The 17,064-nt window shown below is 66.4% G+C and carries 17 protein-coding genes; all 17 read right to left on the bottom strand.

The features are described from left to right. Positions 1-456: 456 nt before the first annotated feature. Complete coding sequence (gene nagA, locus ACDH77_RS03515; RefSeq protein WP_011346379.1) at positions 457-1,611, bottom strand: N-acetylglucosamine-6-phosphate deacetylase; 1,155 nt, start codon at positions 1,609-1,611, stop codon at positions 457-459. A 2-nt stretch (positions 1,612-1,613) separates the two neighbouring features. After that, positions 1,614-2,642 carry an SIS domain-containing protein gene (locus ACDH77_RS03510; protein ID WP_008576748.1) on the bottom strand — a complete coding sequence of 343 codons (1,029 nt, stop codon included), beginning with the start codon at positions 2,640-2,642 and terminating at the stop codon, positions 1,614-1,616. Positions 2,643-2,648: 6 nt separating this feature from the next. Continuing rightward, the gene (locus tag ACDH77_RS03505; protein WP_003482633.1) at positions 2,649-3,716 is read right to left on the bottom strand and encodes a LacI family DNA-binding transcriptional regulator; all 1,068 of its coding nucleotides are present in this window, start codon (positions 3,714-3,716) and stop codon (positions 2,649-2,651) included. A gap of 40 nt (positions 3,717-3,756) precedes the next feature. Then, positions 3,757-5,034: a sugar MFS transporter gene (locus ACDH77_RS03500; RefSeq protein WP_008576740.1), complete on the bottom strand. Its 1,278-nt coding sequence runs from the start codon at positions 5,032-5,034 to the stop codon at positions 3,757-3,759. A gap of 43 nt (positions 5,035-5,077) precedes the next feature. Beyond that, positions 5,078-5,800 (bottom strand): GntR family transcriptional regulator, encoded by a 723-nt coding sequence (locus ACDH77_RS03495; protein WP_008576739.1) that lies wholly within the window; start codon positions 5,798-5,800, stop codon positions 5,078-5,080. A 395-nt stretch (positions 5,801-6,195) separates the two neighbouring features. Beyond that, complete coding sequence (gspN, locus tag ACDH77_RS03490) at positions 6,196-6,906, bottom strand: type II secretion system protein N (RefSeq protein ID WP_372353886.1); 711 nt, start codon at positions 6,904-6,906, stop codon at positions 6,196-6,198. 5 nt (positions 6,907-6,911) lie between these two features. Next, positions 6,912-7,388, bottom strand: a complete 477-nt coding sequence (gene gspM / locus ACDH77_RS03485) for a type II secretion system protein GspM (protein WP_031421035.1) — start codon at positions 7,386-7,388, stop codon at positions 6,912-6,914. Continuing rightward, positions 7,385-8,473 (bottom strand): type II secretion system protein GspL, encoded by a 1,089-nt coding sequence (gene gspL / locus ACDH77_RS03480; RefSeq protein WP_031421033.1) that lies wholly within the window; start codon positions 8,471-8,473, stop codon positions 7,385-7,387. Before gspL ends, gspM begins: the two co-directional genes overlap by 4 nt. Further along, positions 8,470-9,459 carry a type II secretion system minor pseudopilin GspK gene (gspK, locus tag ACDH77_RS03475; protein ID WP_014089355.1) on the bottom strand — a complete coding sequence of 330 codons (990 nt, stop codon included), beginning with the start codon at positions 9,457-9,459 and terminating at the stop codon, positions 8,470-8,472. The genes gspL and gspK overlap by 4 nt, the downstream gene beginning before the upstream one ends. Further along, positions 9,459-10,061, bottom strand: a complete 603-nt coding sequence (gspJ, locus tag ACDH77_RS03470; RefSeq protein WP_008576733.1) for a type II secretion system minor pseudopilin GspJ — start codon at positions 10,059-10,061, stop codon at positions 9,459-9,461. Before gspJ ends, gspK begins: the two co-directional genes overlap by 1 nt. After that, positions 10,058-10,438: a type II secretion system minor pseudopilin GspI gene (gspI, locus tag ACDH77_RS03465; RefSeq protein ID WP_031421029.1), complete on the bottom strand. Its 381-nt coding sequence runs from the start codon at positions 10,436-10,438 to the stop codon at positions 10,058-10,060. Before gspI ends, gspJ begins: the two co-directional genes overlap by 4 nt. After that, positions 10,422-10,886, bottom strand: a complete 465-nt coding sequence (locus tag ACDH77_RS03460) for a GspH/FimT family pseudopilin (protein WP_031421027.1) — start codon at positions 10,884-10,886, stop codon at positions 10,422-10,424. Before ACDH77_RS03460 ends, gspI begins: the two co-directional genes overlap by 17 nt. 57 nt (positions 10,887-10,943) lie before the next feature. Then, entirely contained in the window at positions 10,944-11,408 is a 465-nt protein-coding gene (gspG, locus tag ACDH77_RS03455; RefSeq protein ID WP_014089352.1) for a type II secretion system major pseudopilin GspG, read from the bottom strand. Positions 11,409-11,436: 28 nt separating this feature from the next. Then, positions 11,437-12,639, bottom strand: a complete 1,203-nt coding sequence (gene gspF / locus ACDH77_RS03450; protein ID WP_029818640.1) for a type II secretion system inner membrane protein GspF — start codon at positions 12,637-12,639, stop codon at positions 11,437-11,439. Next, positions 12,626-14,173 carry a type II secretion system ATPase GspE gene (gene gspE / locus ACDH77_RS03445; protein ID WP_031421023.1) on the bottom strand — a complete coding sequence of 516 codons (1,548 nt, stop codon included), beginning with the start codon at positions 14,171-14,173 and terminating at the stop codon, positions 12,626-12,628. The genes gspF and gspE overlap by 14 nt, the downstream gene beginning before the upstream one ends. Next, positions 14,118-16,196, bottom strand: coding sequence for a type II secretion system secretin GspD (gene gspD, locus ACDH77_RS03440; protein WP_031421021.1), 2,079 nt, complete (start codon positions 16,194-16,196; stop codon positions 14,118-14,120). Before gspD ends, gspE begins: the two co-directional genes overlap by 56 nt. Then, positions 16,193-17,011, bottom strand: coding sequence for a type II secretion system protein N (locus tag ACDH77_RS03435; protein WP_008572136.1), 819 nt, complete (start codon positions 17,009-17,011; stop codon positions 16,193-16,195). Before ACDH77_RS03435 ends, gspD begins: the two co-directional genes overlap by 4 nt. Positions 17,012-17,064: the final 53 nt, after the last annotated feature.

The following is a 17,064-nucleotide window of genomic DNA, read 5'->3' as shown; positions in this document are numbered from 1 at the left end:
TGTGCCGGATACGAACAACTGCCCGCATTGCATGACCACATGCGGGTAAACGCCGGACCGCTGGAACAACGGCCGGTTGTCGTCTTCTCAAACGTGGAGCAGACGTTTCTTCGCTGAGAACGTTACCAGCGAAGGTGCCTTCGGTGGGTTGCAGTGTCAACCCGCTGCTGCATACGTCTATTTTTATGCGCTAAACACCGGCTTCCCTGCAGATATCGGGATGACGGCGTGATCGCTGTCTCACTGCCCTTGGCGCCGATGCAGACCACTGCGCCTTGCGGCCTGTTCGCATAAGGGGGCGGGTAAGCAAGGCGAGGCATGCGACATGCGCCAATTCGATGTGCATGGGCCGCTGCACGCCCCTGCATTTCAAAAATCAAACACGACACGCGCGCCGCATTACGCAATGCGGCGCGCACGATGCGTAGATTGGCCAAGTCATGTTGCCAGTGCCGCCTAATCGCGCTGCCCAGCCACCCACGTGCTCAACACCTGCACATCGTCATCCACCAGTACCAGATCGGCTTGGTAGCCAGGTGCGATGCGTCCCAGGCGCTCGCCCAGGCCAATGCATTGCGCGGGATAGGTGGAGGCCATGCGCGCAGCTTCGGCCAGGTCCACGCCCAGCCAGCGCACGCTGTTGCGCACGGCGGTGGCCATGTCCAATGCAGAGCCGGCCAATGCACCATCGGCATTGCGCACCACGCCGTCCACGGCGGTGATGGTTTCGCCGTAGAGGTCGAAGCTGGCGCTGTCGCTGCCGACCATCGGCATGGCGTCGGTGACCAGCAGCAATTTACCGCGTGGCTTGGCCGCCAGCGCCACGCGCAGGCTGGCCGGATGCACGTGCACGCCGTCGACGATGACGCCGCACCACACGTTGGGGTCTTCCAGCGCTGCGCCGACTGCATTGGGTTCGCGGCCAGCCAGCTGGGACATCGCGTTGTACACGTGCGTGAAGCCGCTGACGCCGGCGGCAATGCCCTCGCACGCCTGCTCGTAGGTGGCCGCAGTGTGGCCGGCGAACACGATCGCGCCACCGGCAACGAAGGCACGGATATCGTCCAGCGGCACGCGCTCGGGTGCGAGCGTGATCAGGGTGACGCCGTTGTCCAATGAGGTATCGACGGCAATTTCGTGCGCGTCCGGCACGCGGAATTTGCCTGCGTCGTGCGTGCCCTTGCGCGCAGGACTCAGGTACGGGCCCTCCAGATGGATGCCGAGCACTCCGGGCACGCCTTGTGCGATGGCCTGGCGCGTGGCATCGATCGCCTCGGCCATCACCTGCGCGGTATCGCTGATCAAGGTCGGCAGCATGCCGGTGGTACCGAAGCGGCGATGTGCGGCCGCAATGGTGGCCAGCGCCTGCGGGTCGCGTGCGTTGTTGAACAACACGCCGCCACCGCCGTTGACCTGGATGTCGATAAAGCCCGGCAACAAGGTGGCGCCGCCCAGATCCACGCGCGTATGCGCCTGCGCAACGCGCGCATCGTCGGCCGGCACGATCGCCTGGATCTGCGTGCCAGCCAGTACCACGACCAGGCCGTCCTGCAATCCGTTGTCGGTGAGCACGCGTGCATTACACAGTGCCTGAGTCGCGAGAGCGTGCATGATCAGACGGTTTCCGTGACCTTGTTCAGATGCGGCGGAAGATCGGGATTGTTGCCGCGCTGCAGCGCCAGCGCATTGATCGCGCGATAGAAGCTCTGCACGGTCAGCAGCGGCGCGCAAGCCGGGTGCGCGGCTTCTGCCAGCGGCAGATCGCCACCGGGCGCGGCCAGCCACACTTGCGCGCCACGCGCGCGGAATTCTTCGGCCAGTGCGCGGGTGCCGGCACCGGTTTCGTCGGGCTGTGCGAAGACCAGCACCGGGAAGCCCGGCCCCACCAGGGCCATCGGGCCGTGCTTGACCTCGGCCGAACTGTAGGCTTCGGCGTGCAGGCCGCAGGTTTCCTTGAACTTCAATGCTGCTTCCTGCGCTGCGCCCAGGCCCAGGCCGCGGCCGAGCACGAACAGGTTGTGCGCAGGCACCAGGCCGGCGGTGAGCGCCGACCAATCGGCCTGCCACGCGCTGCGCAACTGTTGCGGCAATGCGTCGAGCGCGACAAGCAGGGCCGGGTCGTTTTTCCACACCGCGCCCAGATGCAGGACCGCGGCCAGCGAGGCAAGATAACTCTTGGTGGCGGCCACACTCTTTTCCGGGCCTGCGCCCAGCGGAATCACCACCTCTGCCAGTTGCGCCAACGGCGAATCTTCCACGTTGACCAGCGCGACCACGCGCGCGCCGGCCGCCTTGGCCGCTTCGGCATTGCGCAGCAGATCCGGGCTCTTGCCCGATTGCGAAATCACGATGTACAGCGCGCCACGCAGCTGCAGCGGCGCTGCATAGACCGAGCCCACCGATGGCGACGCAGATGCGGTGACGATGCCAAGCTGGGTTTCGAACAGGTACTTGGCATAGGTGGCCGCATGATCGGAGCTACCGCGCGCGCAGGTCACCACGAACGGCGGCGGCGTCTGGCGCAGCGACTGCGCAAGCGCGGCGATGGTGTCGGCATTACGCGCGAACTGTGCAGCAACCACATCGGCGGTCTGCGCCGCTTCGCGGAACATCAAGGTCTCGGTTTCGGAGGGAAGGCTCATCGTGGCTCAGGCAGATTCAGGAGGAAGGGGTTTGCCGGTGGACGCGGGCGCCGGCGCGGTGGAGCCGCGCACCACCAACTGCGGCACGAAACCACGGCTCTGCAATTGCGCCGGTTGGTCGTCGTAGGCGTCGCTGCGCAGCTGGCTGATCAACAAGCGTGCGGCGTGCCGCGCGATGTCGTCGGTGGCCTGTTTGGCGGTGGTCAATGCCGGCCACGACTGGCGCGAGAACGGGCTGTCTTCGAAGCCGGCGATCGACAATTGATACGGCACGTTCATGCCGGTGGACTTGGCTGCGGCCAGCACGCCTGCAGCGATCTCGTCGTTGCTGCCGAAAATGGCGGTGGGCGGTTCGCGCAGCGACAACAGCCGGCGTGCGCCGCGGAAGCCATCGTCGAAGGTGTAGTCGCCGGGAATCACCAGGTGCTTGTCCAGGCTGATGCCGTAATCCTTCAATGCCGCTTCATAGCCGGCGTAACGCTCGCCGCTGGAGCGATGTTGCGGGCCGCCCCACAGGAAGCCGATGCGTTGATGGCCGAGCTGGATCAGGTGCTCGGTGATTTCATAGGCGGCATCGCGGTCGTCGATGTACACGCACGGGCCGTCGCCGGGGTCGTCGGTGGAGGCGATGATGCGCACGCTCTTGATGCCGCGCGCGGCCAGACCGGCCAGCAATTCCGGGCGTTCGGACATCGGCGCGGTCAACACCACCCCGGCCAGGCGCGAGCGCTGCACCCATTCGGCCAGTTCTTCGGCCAGCAACGGCGAGGTGGAATCGCAGGGATGGATCTGCAGGCCAAAGCCGGTTTCCCGGCACGCGGCCAGCACGCCGTTCTGGATGCCGATGATGTGGTACGGGTTGGGGTTGTCGTACACCAGGCCGATCACGAACGGCGTGCCGCTGCGCAGATTGCGCGCGGACGGGTCGGGTTCGTAATCCAGGTCGGCGATGGCGCGCAGCACGCGCGCGCGCGTGGCCTGCATCACCGACGGCTCGTTGTTGATCACCCGCGACACGGTCTTCAACGAGACCTTGGCGCGTTCGGCGACATCTTTGATGGTGGGCCTGCGCATGGAGGTACCTTGTCCGTCGGAACGCATCATGCCGCCGCGATCACTTGGCCTGGGCCGGCAGGCCCACGCGATGACCGCGCAGCGAATAGAACAGAATGTACAGATAGCACGGCACCATCAGCGCAGCGAACACGACCTGGAAGTCGTAATGCTGCTTGAGGATGGCGAACAGCTGCGGAATGATCGCGCCGCCGGCGATGCCCATCACCAGCAGTGCCGAGCCGATTTCGGTGAACCGGCCCAGTCCGCGAATGGCCAGCGGAAAGATCGCCGGCCACATCATGGCGTTGGCAAAGCCAAGCGCGGCGACGAAGCCCACCGACACGTAGTTGTGGGTGAACAAGGCACCGAGCGAGAACAGCACGCCCAGCACCGCCGACACGCTCAGGTAACGCGCCTGCGAGATCACGCGCGGAATCAGTACCAGGCCGGCGATGTAGCCCAGCAACATCGCGCCCAATGTGTAGGAGGTGAAGATCTTGGTGCTGTCCAACGGGAGATTGAAGCCGTGCCCGTAGGTGCCGATGGCATCGCCGGCCATCACTTCCACGCCCACATAGACGAACAGGCACAGCACGCCCAGCCACAGGTGCGGGAACTGGAAGATGCTGGATTTCTGCACGCCACCGGTCGCGCCCGGCGTGGCGTTGGCCTCGGAGGGCTTGAGCTCGGGCAATGGCGAGAACAGCACGCCGATGGCCAGCAGCAGCAGGACGCCGGACATCACCAGATATGGCGCGTGAATCTTGGCGGCGAACGCGGTGAGCAAGGCTTCCTTGGTCGCCGCATCGGCGCTGGCCACCTGTGCGGACAGGTCGCCGATACCGTGCAGCACCAGCGAGCCGATCAGGATCGGCGCCAGGATTCCGGCGATCTTGTTGCAGATGCCCATCAAGGCAATGCGGCGCGCGGCACTTTCGATCGGCCCGAGAATGCTGATGTACGGGTTGATCGCCGTCTGCAGCAAGGCCAGGCCGCTGCCGATGACAAACAGGCCGCCGAGTGCGCCCGGATACCAGCGCTGCGTGGCGAACTGGCCGAAGCCTGCTGCGCCCACGGCCATCACCACCAGGCTCAGCGCCAGACCTTTCTTCATGCCGGTGCGTTTGAGAATCCACGACGAGGGCAAGGCCAGAAAGAAGTACGACAGGTAGAACACCATCAGCACCAGGAACGCATTGACCTCGTTGAGGTCGAACGCCAGCCGCACGAACGTGATCAGCGGCCCGTTGATCCAGGTAAAAAAGCCGATGATGAAAAACAGCACGCCGACGATGGCGATCGAGACAACGGGATTTGCGGGCCTGGCGGTAGTCATGGATCGGCTGGCTCTGAGGTTGTCGTAAGGAATGCCGTTAGCGTCAGCGGCGCAGTTCGGCGACGAAGTCGTAGAAGTCGTTGTGGCAATAGGTGTCGGTCAATTCGATCGCGCTGCCATCGCGGGCATAGCCCACGCGCACTACATGCAAAATCGCCTCGCCGGTTTTCATGCGCAGGTGTTCGGCCAACCGTGCGGGCAGATTGATGGCGCGGAAGTACTGCAGCGCGCGCACCACCGGCGTGCCCTGGGCATCGAGATAGCTGTAGAGCGAATCGCCGATCTGCTGCGGGTCGGTGACGATGCGCTGCGGCAACACCGCGTGCTCATAGGCCATCACGCGGTCGTCGGCGCTGCGTAGACGCGTCAGCGAGGCCACCGCCGCATCCGGCGACAAGCCCAGCCGCAGGATTTCTTCGCCATGCGCCGGGCGCAGCCGCCGTTCCAGCCAGCGCGTCCCGGGTTCATAGCCCTTGATGCGCAGCGTCTCGCTGAAACTGGTCAGGCCGCTGAGCTGATGCTGGATCTGGGTGGTGACAAAGGTGCCGGCGCCCTGCCGGCGCGAGACCAGGCCTTGTTCGACCAGCACATCCACCGCCTGGCGCAGGGTTACCCGCGAGATCTGCAGGCGTTCGCACAGCTGGCGCTCGGCCGGCAGCGCCTCGCCGGCCTTCCACTGCCCGCCACGGATGGCGTCGCTGAGCTTGGCGGCCAATTGCAGATACAGCGGCGTCGGCGCGGAAGCCTCCAGCGCCAGCGCATCCATCCTGGGGTCGTCGTCCGTCCTGGCATTGGTTCTCGGTTTGGCCACTGCCTGTCCTCCGGACCGACTTGGATTTGTTAGGTCCAATATAGTACCAATTTGCCCCGCGCGCATCAGACCGCGTGCAATCGCGAAAGCGCCGGATCGGCGACGCATCCGGCCGCGGCAGACCGGCTGCACTCCTTCGGCCGCCAAAGTGCAGGCGTGCCGGAGCTGCTATGCAGGTTGCGTGCGCGCTGACGTGCCGTAACCACTCGCCACCGCACCATGACGACAGGTTTGTCGGCGGATGCCCCGGCGTGTCGCTTAATCGGCCGCAATGGATGCGCCAGCGGTGCCGCGCGCACGTGCATGGTGCAGAAAACCGGCACTACGGCGCGCAGCCAGCCACATCGCCACTAGCGCAATTGACCATGGTCGTTGCGCACCATCCCGCGCTCCGGCGTGGCGGCGAAGCCCAGCAATTGCAGGCCGACGCCCAACACCGCGTCCTGCGCCGGATCGACACGCGACTGTAGCTGCCAGCGTCCGTCGGGCCACAGTTGCAGCTGTGCTTCGGCCTGCACGCCGGCGGGCAATGCGGTGTCGGGCAGCAAGGTCAGCACGGCGGTGTGATCCACGCACGCCGGCTGCCCGGACAAGCGCAGCGGCGGCAGACCGGGCAGCTCGCCCGCACCGCTTGCCAGCACTTGCAGGCTGACCCGCCCATGCGCCTGCACGCAACCGGTGGCATCGAAGAGCAGATCCACCTGCTGCAGCTGCAACGCCAGATCGATCAGCGTCACGCCACCGGGCTGGCGCACCAGCAATTGGCCCCGTGCATTGCGTATGCCGCGTTGCGCCCCATCCACCAACAGCAGGTGCAGCTGTGTGGACTGCAACTGCACCTGGCGTTCGCCACGCACCAACGGCCAGAGCCGCGGCCGCACCGCCACATCGCCGAAGGCGATGCCTTGCCATTGCACCTGCCGCAACGTGCCGGCCCAGATCGGGCCCTCCACATCCAGCACCGAGAACGGCAGTCCCTCGCGCGGCAGCACCAGGCGCAACGGGACAAACGCCAGCAGCGCGACCCCCACCATCGACACCAAGAGCAAGGCCCAGCGCATGCGTGTCACGGTTCCGATTCCGCAAACCCGCAGCGTACGCGGAGTTGGCCCTGCTCGCGTGCCACGTGCAGTTGGGTCGGCGCCAGGCCGTGCGCCTGTCGCAACCGCTCAAGCCAGCCGAACAGCGTGGCGGCACTGACGGCCTCGATCTGCACCTCCACCCCGCCCGCGGCGCTGCGCTGTTGCGAGGTGATGTTGATGCCGGCATCGCGTGCGCTGCTTGCGATGATCTCGGCCAGAGCCGCGGGTCCCGGTGCGGCGGTGCGTCTGGTCGATGCCGCCTGTGCAGATGCATCGAGCACCAGCTGCGCAGCGTGGGCGTAGCGCGCCCAAGCCCGGTCATGCCAGTGCCGCAATGGCATGTAAAGCGCATACCAGCCCACGGATGCCGCCAGTGCGGCGCACATCACACCCAGCATGCGCCGCTCACGCGGCGCCCGTGTCTGCCACCAGTACGTGCCGCGTTGCACAGATGTCTTCATCGCAATGGCTCCAGCGCCAACGGTGTCCGCATGCGACCGTCTTCGACCTGACTGCTGCCCGGATCCACGTGCCAGCCGGCATCCGCAAGCCGCGCCGAGAGCTGCTGCAGGCTGGCGTCATCGGTGTGCAGCAAGGTCGCGCGCAACGGCTGTGCGGCGTTGTAGTCCAGCTGATCCAGTTCTGCCGCTGGAAGGGTATCGACTGCGCCGAACAAGGTGCTCAGTTGCATCGCCAGGCGATCGGCCGCCGTGCCGGCCTGCCAACGCGCCTGCAATGCGGCCGGTACCGCCGCTGCATCGCGCACACCCAACTGCGTGGCGGCGCGCGCCTGCAGTACACGCGCACCGATCTCGTAGCGCAAGGTCTGCGCCAGCAACAGCATCCCCGGCGATAGCAGCACCAATGCGGCCAACACCGCCAGACGGCGCGAAGCGCGCCGTTGCTCAGCAGCGGCCTTGTTCGCGAACGGGTGCTGCAGGAGATCGATCGGCACGTGGGCAGCATTGCGCGCAAAGCAGGCAATGGACTGCGTCGGGTCGGGCACCGGCGGCACGGCCGGCACACGATCGCCCAACAGCAGACGCGCCGCCTCTGGCTCCAGGCTGCAGGCCAGCTGTGCGCCGCGGATCAGCCATCGGCCGTCCCAGTGCATCACTGCGGCCGTCGCATCGGCACCGGGCTCCAGCAGCAGGCAATCCGGCACCACCGCATCGGGAACGAAGCCCAGTTGCGTTGCGCGCGCCAGCCAGTGCTGCATCACCACGCTGTCCACTGCGGCGACCAGGCGCGTGCCATCGGCCTCAGCGCCAGCGGCGATCACCACATGCAAGGCCTGCGCGTCGACAGCCAGATGCTCGGCCAATTGCAGGCGCGCAGCGGCCCGCGATTGCGCAATGCTGCGGCCAGGCAAACTCAACCAGCGCAGATGGACATCCACACCCGGCACCACCAGGAGGTTGCGCGCGGAGGGCCCAGGCGGCGTGGCGGCCTGACCCATCGATTGCACTTGCCCCTGCGCATCCACACGCACTGCAGTGGCTTGGGCGGCTGCATCGGCTGGCAGCAACAACAACGTCGTGGTCATTGGTCAGAACTCCATTGGCGCGCGACCAGTCGGACCCGGCCGGCCGTTTCCTGTTGCAGCAACGCTTCCAGCATGACCTGCGCGCCGGCATGGTCGACCTGGCTGTAGAGAGAGAAGTAGCGGGTGCGTAGTTCGAGCTGTTCCAATACCGCATTGGACAGCTCGGCCTGCATCAGCGCCGGCTGGCTGAGAAACATCCTGACATCGCGCCATCCTCCAGCCGGCCGTGCAGCGATAACGCGTCGCGCGGCCGGCAGCTCCAGCGCTCCTCCGGTCAACGCCACCAGCACCGGTGCATCGTCCAGGCGCAGCGTGTTGATATTGATCGGCGACAAGCGCCCCTCCGGCAATGCGCAGAGATACGGCTGCAGTTGCGCGATCAATTGCGGCGTGTAACCGGCGATGGCGCGCAGTTCGCTGACGCCTGCCAGCAAGGTTGCACCGGTACGCCGCGGCGCGGCGACCTGCAGGTAGCGCTCGTCTTCGGCGCCGTGCACGCCCGGCTGTGTGTCGGAGTCGATCCAGTCCACCAATGCGTCGGTCAGCGCATGCGCCTGTTGCGGGGCGATGCCCAACACCTGGAGCAATGCGCGATATTGGCGTGCTCCCTCATCGCTACGCTGCCATTGTTCGGGCGCACCAACGACCACGCTGTTGAGGTTGAAGCAGCCGCCGCGATCGCGCAGGCGCACGCTCACCGCACCGTCGTCCAGCGGAAAGCGGACCGGCTGGTCGTTCCAGCCGCCGTCCAGCGTGGTGCGCAGCGGATCCCGCTGGGACAGCGCCTGCAAGCGCTGCCGCGCAACGGCCTCGCTGCCCAGGGCGTACCACTGCGCCTGCGTCATCGCCTGGCCATTGCCGCTGCGACGCAGACCAAAGCGCAGGTCTTCCAGCACAGCCGCCATCAGCAAGGTCATCACGGCAACCAGCAGCAATACCGTGAGCAAGGCCACGCCGCGTTGCCTGGCAGGTACGTGCAGTGCCATCACGTGCGCCCTTCCGGCAACAGGAACAGTTGGCGCACGCGCCCCCAGTGCTCCAGGTCCAGCTCCAGTGCGACCGCGTCCGGCAATGCTTCAAGCCCGCCGCTCCAGCCATCGCTCCACTGCGCCCGGTAATGGAATGCCACCGCCGCCGAACGCACGCCGCGCAACAGTACCTGCGGCGTGCCAGCTGCCGCGCCGTCGAGCGCAGAGCGTGCGCTGCGCTCCAGCCGCCCATCCACGACGCGGTACTCCACGTATTGCAGCGACGCACGCGGTGCCTGGTCCGGATTGCTCCAGCCACGTCGCACAAACCCGAACAAGGGCCCGTACGTTCCGGGCGCACTGGCGACAAATGCACTGCGTGCGGCGCTGCCCTCGCTGTTGCGGGTGCGGCGCACGGCCGCCTGCTGCAGGTCGCTGCGCAGCAGGCCATGGGCCAGTTGAAAGTCGCGAATCTGTTGCAGCCGCGCGCGCACGGCATCGCGCTGGTCGATGCTCTGCCGCATCACCACCACCGCAGCTGCGGCCACCAACGCGAACACCGCCAGGGCCACCAGCAATTCGATCAAGGTGAAGCCGCGCGTGCGTTGCTTGCCGATCATTCGGCGCTCCGCAAGACATTCAGACCGGCAACTTCCTGCGCCTGGCCTGCAGGGCGCACGCGCACCTCGATTTGCACCAAACCTGCCGCGCCGGCCGGCATCGACTGGCGCTGCCACTCCCAGCTGCGCCCGCCGAGCACCACCTGCCCGTTCGCTGGTGCGCGGATCGCGGCAGCTGGCGCCAGCGTCGCCTCGATCGCCTGATTTTCCGCCACCACCGCGGCTAACGCGCGCTCCTCCAGCACCACGGCGGTGCGGGTACTCTCGCTGGAAAGGTTCAACAGGCCGATCACCGCCATGCCGAAGATCGCCAGCGCGACGATCAGTTCGAGCAGCGAAAATCCACTTGATGCGCGTGCGTTAGCGAGATGGCGCATCGACCTGCACCACGCCTGCGGCATCTACCACGACCTGCATCTGTTGCCGGCCATCGCCCAACGCGATGCGCTGCGGTGTGGCCGCACCGGTGGGGTCGAAGCGCACACTTATGTGTCTGCTGTCGGCAGGCAGCTGCGCCTGGATGTCCTGCGGCCAGCGGACCGTGGCAAATGGCGATTGATCCAAGGCAACCCACTGCTGCTGGGCCTGACGACGGAAACCATAGCCGCCGGCATCGATGCTGACCTCCACCATGCGCAAACTCATGATCGACTCGTCGCGTGCATGCATCAGCGCGCTGGCCAGGGTGTCGGTATGATCGTGGAGATCGCGCCGCGTATCCGGCAAGGTCATCACCGCCAACGTGCTGGCCAGCGCGGCAATGACCAACACGGCAAGCACCTCGAGCAAGGTGAAGCCACGCGCGCATCGGTTCGCCACGCGCATCGGCATGCGCGAGGAACACGGCCTTGGAGGGCCCAGCATTGCAGACACGGCCGTCACTCAGCGCCAGTTGCCGATATCGGCATTGTCGGCATCGCCACCTTCGGCACCGTCTGCGCCAAACGAGTACACGTCAAAGCCGCCATGGCGGCCGGGGCGCCGGTATTGGTATGCATGGCCCCATGGGTCTTCCGGCAACCGGCGGATGTAACCGCCCTGCCGATAGCGCTCCGGCCGCGTCAATCCGACCGGCGGGTTGAGCAAGGCTTGCAGCCCTTGTTCGGTGCTTGGGTAGCTGAGGTTGTCCAGGCGATAGGTTTCCAGCGCCTGCTCCAATACCGCCACGTCGGCGCGGGCTTTTTCCACCATCGCGCGATCCTGGCTGGGCATCACATTGATCATCACTACCGTGGCGAGCAGGCCGATGATGACGATGACCACCATCAGTTCGACCAGGGTGAAACCACGGCTGCGTCGATGTGCCGTCAGCGAGCCAAGGCGTGCACGAGGGTGGATGGACTGCATGACGATCTCCATGGATAAGCGGACGCGCTCAACCAAGCGCGAGGGTGTTGAATTGCAAGATGGGCAGCAGGATCGACAACACGATCACCGCCACCACGCCGCCGAGCAGCACGATGATGGCCGGCTCCAACAGGCTCATCGCGGCGGCGGTAAAGGTCTCGAATTCGCGCTCCAGGTAGTCGGCGGCACGCTCCAGCATCGGCGCCAGGCGTCCGCTGTTTTCGCCGCTGGAGGCCATGTACAGCAGCGTTGGCGGAAACACCCCCGCGCGCTTCATGGCCGCGGCCAGGCTGCCGCCTTCGCGGATCGCGGTGACCATGCCGTCGGTGGCCAGGCGTAACGCGCGGTTGTCCACGGTGCGTGCGGCAATCATCAGCCCCTCCATCAACGGCAAGCCGCTGTTGACCATGATGGCCAGGGTGCGCGCCATGCGCGCGGCGTGCAGATCGCGGAGCAACCGGCCCAGCAGTGGCGCACGCAGTAACGCGCGGTCCGCCGTCAGGCGCAGTGCCGGGCGTTTGAGCAGCTGCAACGCCGCAACCACCGCAATCACCAGCGCGATCAGCAGCGGGATACCGGCATGCAGCAGAAAATGCGACACGCCGATCACCGCGCGCGTCAGCCACGGCAGGGCACGGCCCATCGAATCGAACTGGTCCACCACCTTGGGCACCACGAAGGTCATCAGCACGATCACCACCGCACCGGCCGTCGCTGCCAGCGCCGCCGGATAGACCAATGCAGACTGCAACTTGCTGCGCACCTGTGCCTGGCGTTCGAGCAGATCGGCCAGTCGTTCCAGCACCTGCGGCAACGCACCCGCGCTTTCGCCGGCGGCCACCATCGCCCGATACAACGCAGGGAACGCCCTGCCCTGGCGTGCCATCGCATCGGACAGGCGGAATCCTTCGACCACCAATGCATGCGTCTGGCTGGTGACCCGACGCACGCCGCGGCGTTCGGACTGGGTGCCGATGGTGCGCAAGGCCTCTTCCAGCGGCGCGGTCTCCACCAGCGTGGCAAGCTGGCGGGTGAACAGCACCAGATCCTTGCCGCTGAAGCGCGCTGCGCGCCCGGCCGTGCTGCCGGCCGCGGCCGCAACTTCCACGCGCACCGGCACCCATTGCCGCTGTTCCAGCAGCGCACGTGCGCCGTGCACGCTGTCGGCACTGATGACGCCGTGCCGGTTGCGCCCATGCAGATCGAGCACGGTGTAATCAAACTGCGGCATGCGCGTCGTCCTGTTGGCGGGTCACACGCAGCGCTTCTTCCAGCGTAGTCAGGCCTTGCAGCACGGCAGCGCGTGCGGCATCGCCCAGCCGCGGCGCGCGTGCGAAGGCCACTGCAGCCAGCGCGTCTTCGTCGGCGTTGTCGCCGATCAAACGGCGCATCGCATCGTCTACCGCAATGGCCTCGTAGATGCCCACGCGCCCTGCGTATCCGCTATGGTGGCAGACGTTGCAGCCCACGGCGGTGTAGATCACTGCATCGGCCGGCGCATCCAGCAGTTGGGCCGTTGCGGCGTCCATCGGCCGTGCACTGCGGCATTGCGTGCACAAGCGCCGCACCAGCCGCTGCGCCAGGATCAGTCGCAGACTGGAAGCCAGCAAGAACGGCTCGATCCCCATGTCACGTAACCGCGTGACCGCGCCCACCGCATCGTTGGTGTGCACGGTGGAGAGCACCAGATGGCCGGTGAGGCTGGCCTGTACCGCAATCTGCGCGGTCTCGGTATCGCGGATCTCGCCGATCATCACCACGTCCGGGTCCTGGCGCAGGATCGCGCGCAGGCCGGCGGCGAAGGTCATGCCGACACGTGCGTTGACCTGGGTCTGGCCGACGCCATCGATGGCGTATTCCACCGGATCTTCCACGGTGAGGATATTGCGCGAGCCATCGTTGAGCAGGCGCAGCGCCGCGTACAAGGTCGTGGTCTTGCCCGAACCGGTGGGCCCGGTGACCAGCACGATGCCATTGGGCACCTGCAATGCGCGCTGCACGGTGTGCATCACCACAGGTGGCATGCCCAGCTGCGCCAGCGACAGCGTGCCCTGCTCCTTATCCAGGATACGCAACACCACCCGCTCGCTGCCGCGCGTGGGCAACGTGGACACACGCACGTCCAGTGCCTTGGCCCCCATCACCAGCGACACGCGCCCATCTTGTGGGATGCGTTTTTCGGCGATATCCAGCCGCGCCATCACCTTGACGCGCGACACCAGCAGCGGTGCGATGCGTCCGGGCAGCGTGGCTGCCTCGCGCATCACGCCATCCACGCGCAGGCGCACGCGCAGGCGCGACTCGTAGGATTCCAGATGCACGTCGGATGCACCCAGCCGCGCGGCCTCGGCGATGATGCCGTTGATCAAACGAATGATCGGCGCATCGTCCTGGCTGTCGAGCAGATCGGCGGTGGGAATGTCGTCGATCAACGAATCCAGGCTGCCATGCAGATCCAGCGCTTCCACCTGCACACCTTGCTCCAGCCCGGCATCGGCGTAGATCTCCGATACCTGCCGGTCGAACACTGGCGGCGCCAGCGTGCGCACCTGCAGTGGCATGCCCAACGCGCGGCGCAACTCGATCAGGGCCTGCACATCGCCACCTTCGCGCAAACCGATCTGCGCGGTGGTGTCGCTGCCAAGCAGCACTACGCCGTGACGCTTGGCGAATGCATAGGAAATGCTGGCGCGGGCGCTGCTCATGGCATCAACGCTGCACGGGACGTGCGCCGGGCGCAGGTATTGTTGCCGGTGCCGGCGCAACCGACGATGGACCGGCCGGCAGCTGCGGCGGCTGCGCACGCAAGTAGTCGCGCACCAGCGCATCCAGCGCCGCTTCCGGATCGCCATCGGCCAGCTGACGCTCGCGCAGGTAGTTGTAGCGTGGCGCGGTCATGCGCTGGGCATCGGCTGCATCGCGAATGATGGTAGGGCGAATGAACACCATCAGATTGGTCTTGTCGCGGTTGCGCGACTTGTGCCGGAACAACGCGCCCAGGCCGGGTACATCGCCAAGTAGCGGCACTTTCTCCGCGGTCTGGCGGTCGTTCTGATCGAGCAGGCCGCCAAGCGCCACGATGGCACCGTTCTCCACCACCACGCGCGTTTCGATCTGGCGCTTGTTGAACACCAGCTCCGAGGATTGCGCGCTGACCGGCCCGGCAATGGCCGAGACTTCCTGCTTGATCGCCAGCGTGATGCCGCCGGCCGTGTTGATCTGCGGGCGCACTTCCAGCTCCACGCCCACGTCCTGGCGCTGGATGGTGCGGAATGGGTTGTCGTTGGCCGCACCGAGCACTTCGCCGGTGGTGATCGGCACTTCCTGGCCTACCAGGATGCGCGCCTGCTCGTTGTCCAGGGTCATGATCGACGGCGTGGACAACAGGTTGGAGCCGGTGTCGCTCTTGACTGCGTCGATGATCATGCCGAACACCGCGTCGTTGCTTTGCCCGGCCAGGCCGATCAGGCCACCGCTCAGGCCCAGCAGCGATTGCGCAGCCACGTTGCGTGCCTGTTCCAGCACCGAATCGTCGTCGGCATTGCCGCTGCGCGTGCCAGCCGCCGCCGCAGCCAGCGGCACGATGCCTGGCGAGGCGCCGCCGTATTGCGTGGCGATCAGCGGCACCGTGCCATTGCGGCCAGCCAACAGCAGCTGCACGCCCAGGCGCTTGGCAGCGGTGTCTGAGATCTCCACCACGATCGCTTCGACCAATACCTGCTCGCGATGCACATCCAGCTGCCGGATCACATCCATCAGGGCGCGCTGTGTTTCCGGCTCGGCATTGATGATCAACGCATTGGAGCCCGGGTAGCGCACGATCACCGGGCGCTTGCCTGCCGCCGGCGCGATCACCTGCGTCTGCGCCGCGCCGCTCGCCGCAGCCACGTCCATCGCAGTGGAACGTGTGTCCTGCCCGGCCTGCGCCTCGTTGCCGGGCGTCTGCCCGACCAGCTGCTGCAGCACCGGCAGCAATTGCTCGGCACTGGCGTGCTGCAGGCGCACCACGCTCACGTCGCCGCGGCGCTCGGCGCGCCCGTCCAGATCGACTGCGGTGCGTACCACGCGCTGCACCAGTGCGGGGTCGCCGCGCACGATCAAGGAATTGCTGCTTTCCACCGGCAATACCGACAACACATTGCTGCGCTCGCCGCCTTGCCCGAACAGCGAGGTCAGGGTGCGCGCCAGTTCCTGCGCCGAGCTGTTGCGCAGCGTCACCGTGTCGATGGCCGCACGGTCGGTGTCGATCTGCGCCACCAACGTGCGAATGCGTCGCAGGTTGTCGGCGTAGTCGGCAATCAACAGGCTGTTGCCTTGCGGCATCGCCATGATCACACCACCGCGCCCGATCAGCGGCTTGAGGATTTCTGCCGCGCTGCGTGCGTCCACGCGCTGCAGGGTGAAGACCTGCGTTGCAAATCCCAGGTTGCCGTTGGCGGCGCTACCCGGCTGCTGCGCGGCGGTGTCGTCGGGAATGATGCGATAGGTCGATGGCCCGCTGGACACCGCAATCAATCCATTGGCGCGCAACACGGCCAGCAGCATGCCCAGCAGATCGGCTTCGGACATCGCCTGCGCGCGCGCCACGTTGACCGAGCCCTGCACGCGCGTGTCCACGATGAAGGTAATGCCGGTGGCACGCGAGACGTCCTGGATGAAAGCGCGCAGGTCCACGTCCTGCAGGCGCACGGCCGGTGCATCGGCGGCATGCAACGCAGTCATCGGCACCGCGGGCAGCGCGAGCAACAACGTGGCCGAGAGCAGCCAGAGCGGGCGAACAGCAGTCATTGCGGGCGCTTCAAGGTCATGGTGTGGGTCTGGCCGTCGCGGCGGTAGGTCAGCGTGGCGCTCTGGCCATCGCGCAATTCGTCCTGCAGCTCGCGCAGATGTTCTGCATCGAGCGTGCGGCCGTTGATCTGGGTCAGCACATCGCCCGGCGCCAGACCGGCCTGACGCAGCAGTGCGCCATCGCCGCGCGGCATGATGGTGAAACCGCCACCATCGGCGCTGGCGCGCAAGCCGGCACTGGCGAGCAGCTGCTGCGCATCGACGGCGGTGGCTGCGCTCGCGCCTGCTGCCGTGGTGACATTCGATTGCACGGCTGCCGGAGCAACGGTCGGCGCGGTTGCGCTCGTTGCTGCAGGCCGGAGCGATGCACCCGCAGCAGATGCCTCGCCCAATGCAATGCGACGCACACTGGCGCCAGCGCGCAGCAGCACTTGATCGGCCGCGATCGCCTGCACCACCACGCCGGGCGCAACCGTGTCGCCGACGCGGTAGACGCCTTGCCGGCCATCGCTACCGCTGAGATAGGCGGCCGCCTGGGTGCCGCCAGCACGCACGCCATGCAGCACCATGCCATCGCGATTGGTGTCGGAGGCGCTGCGATGGAACACATCGCGACGCAATGCGGACACGTCGAGAGTAGTGACGCGACCGCGCTGCGCAGTGCCCAACGGCCCGATCGGCGTGAGCACCAGCCACAACAGGCGCACACCTTGCAGCACCAGCAACGCAACCACGCAACACGCCACCGCCGTGCGAACGCCTGGCGCCAGCAACAAGGAATTCAACGAGGGCCAGGCGCGCTGCAAAGCGGACATCCGTCTCAGGATTTCGATTGGATGACAGAATGCGGCTGCAATGTGTCAGTTCG

The organism is Xanthomonas axonopodis pv. maculifoliigardeniae, from assembly GCF_041519315.1.
Lineage (GTDB): Bacteria > Pseudomonadota > Gammaproteobacteria > Xanthomonadales > Xanthomonadaceae > Xanthomonas > Xanthomonas euvesicatoria.
Note: the sequence above shows the minus strand (reverse complement) of the source record. Positions and strands in the feature narration are given on the sequence as shown.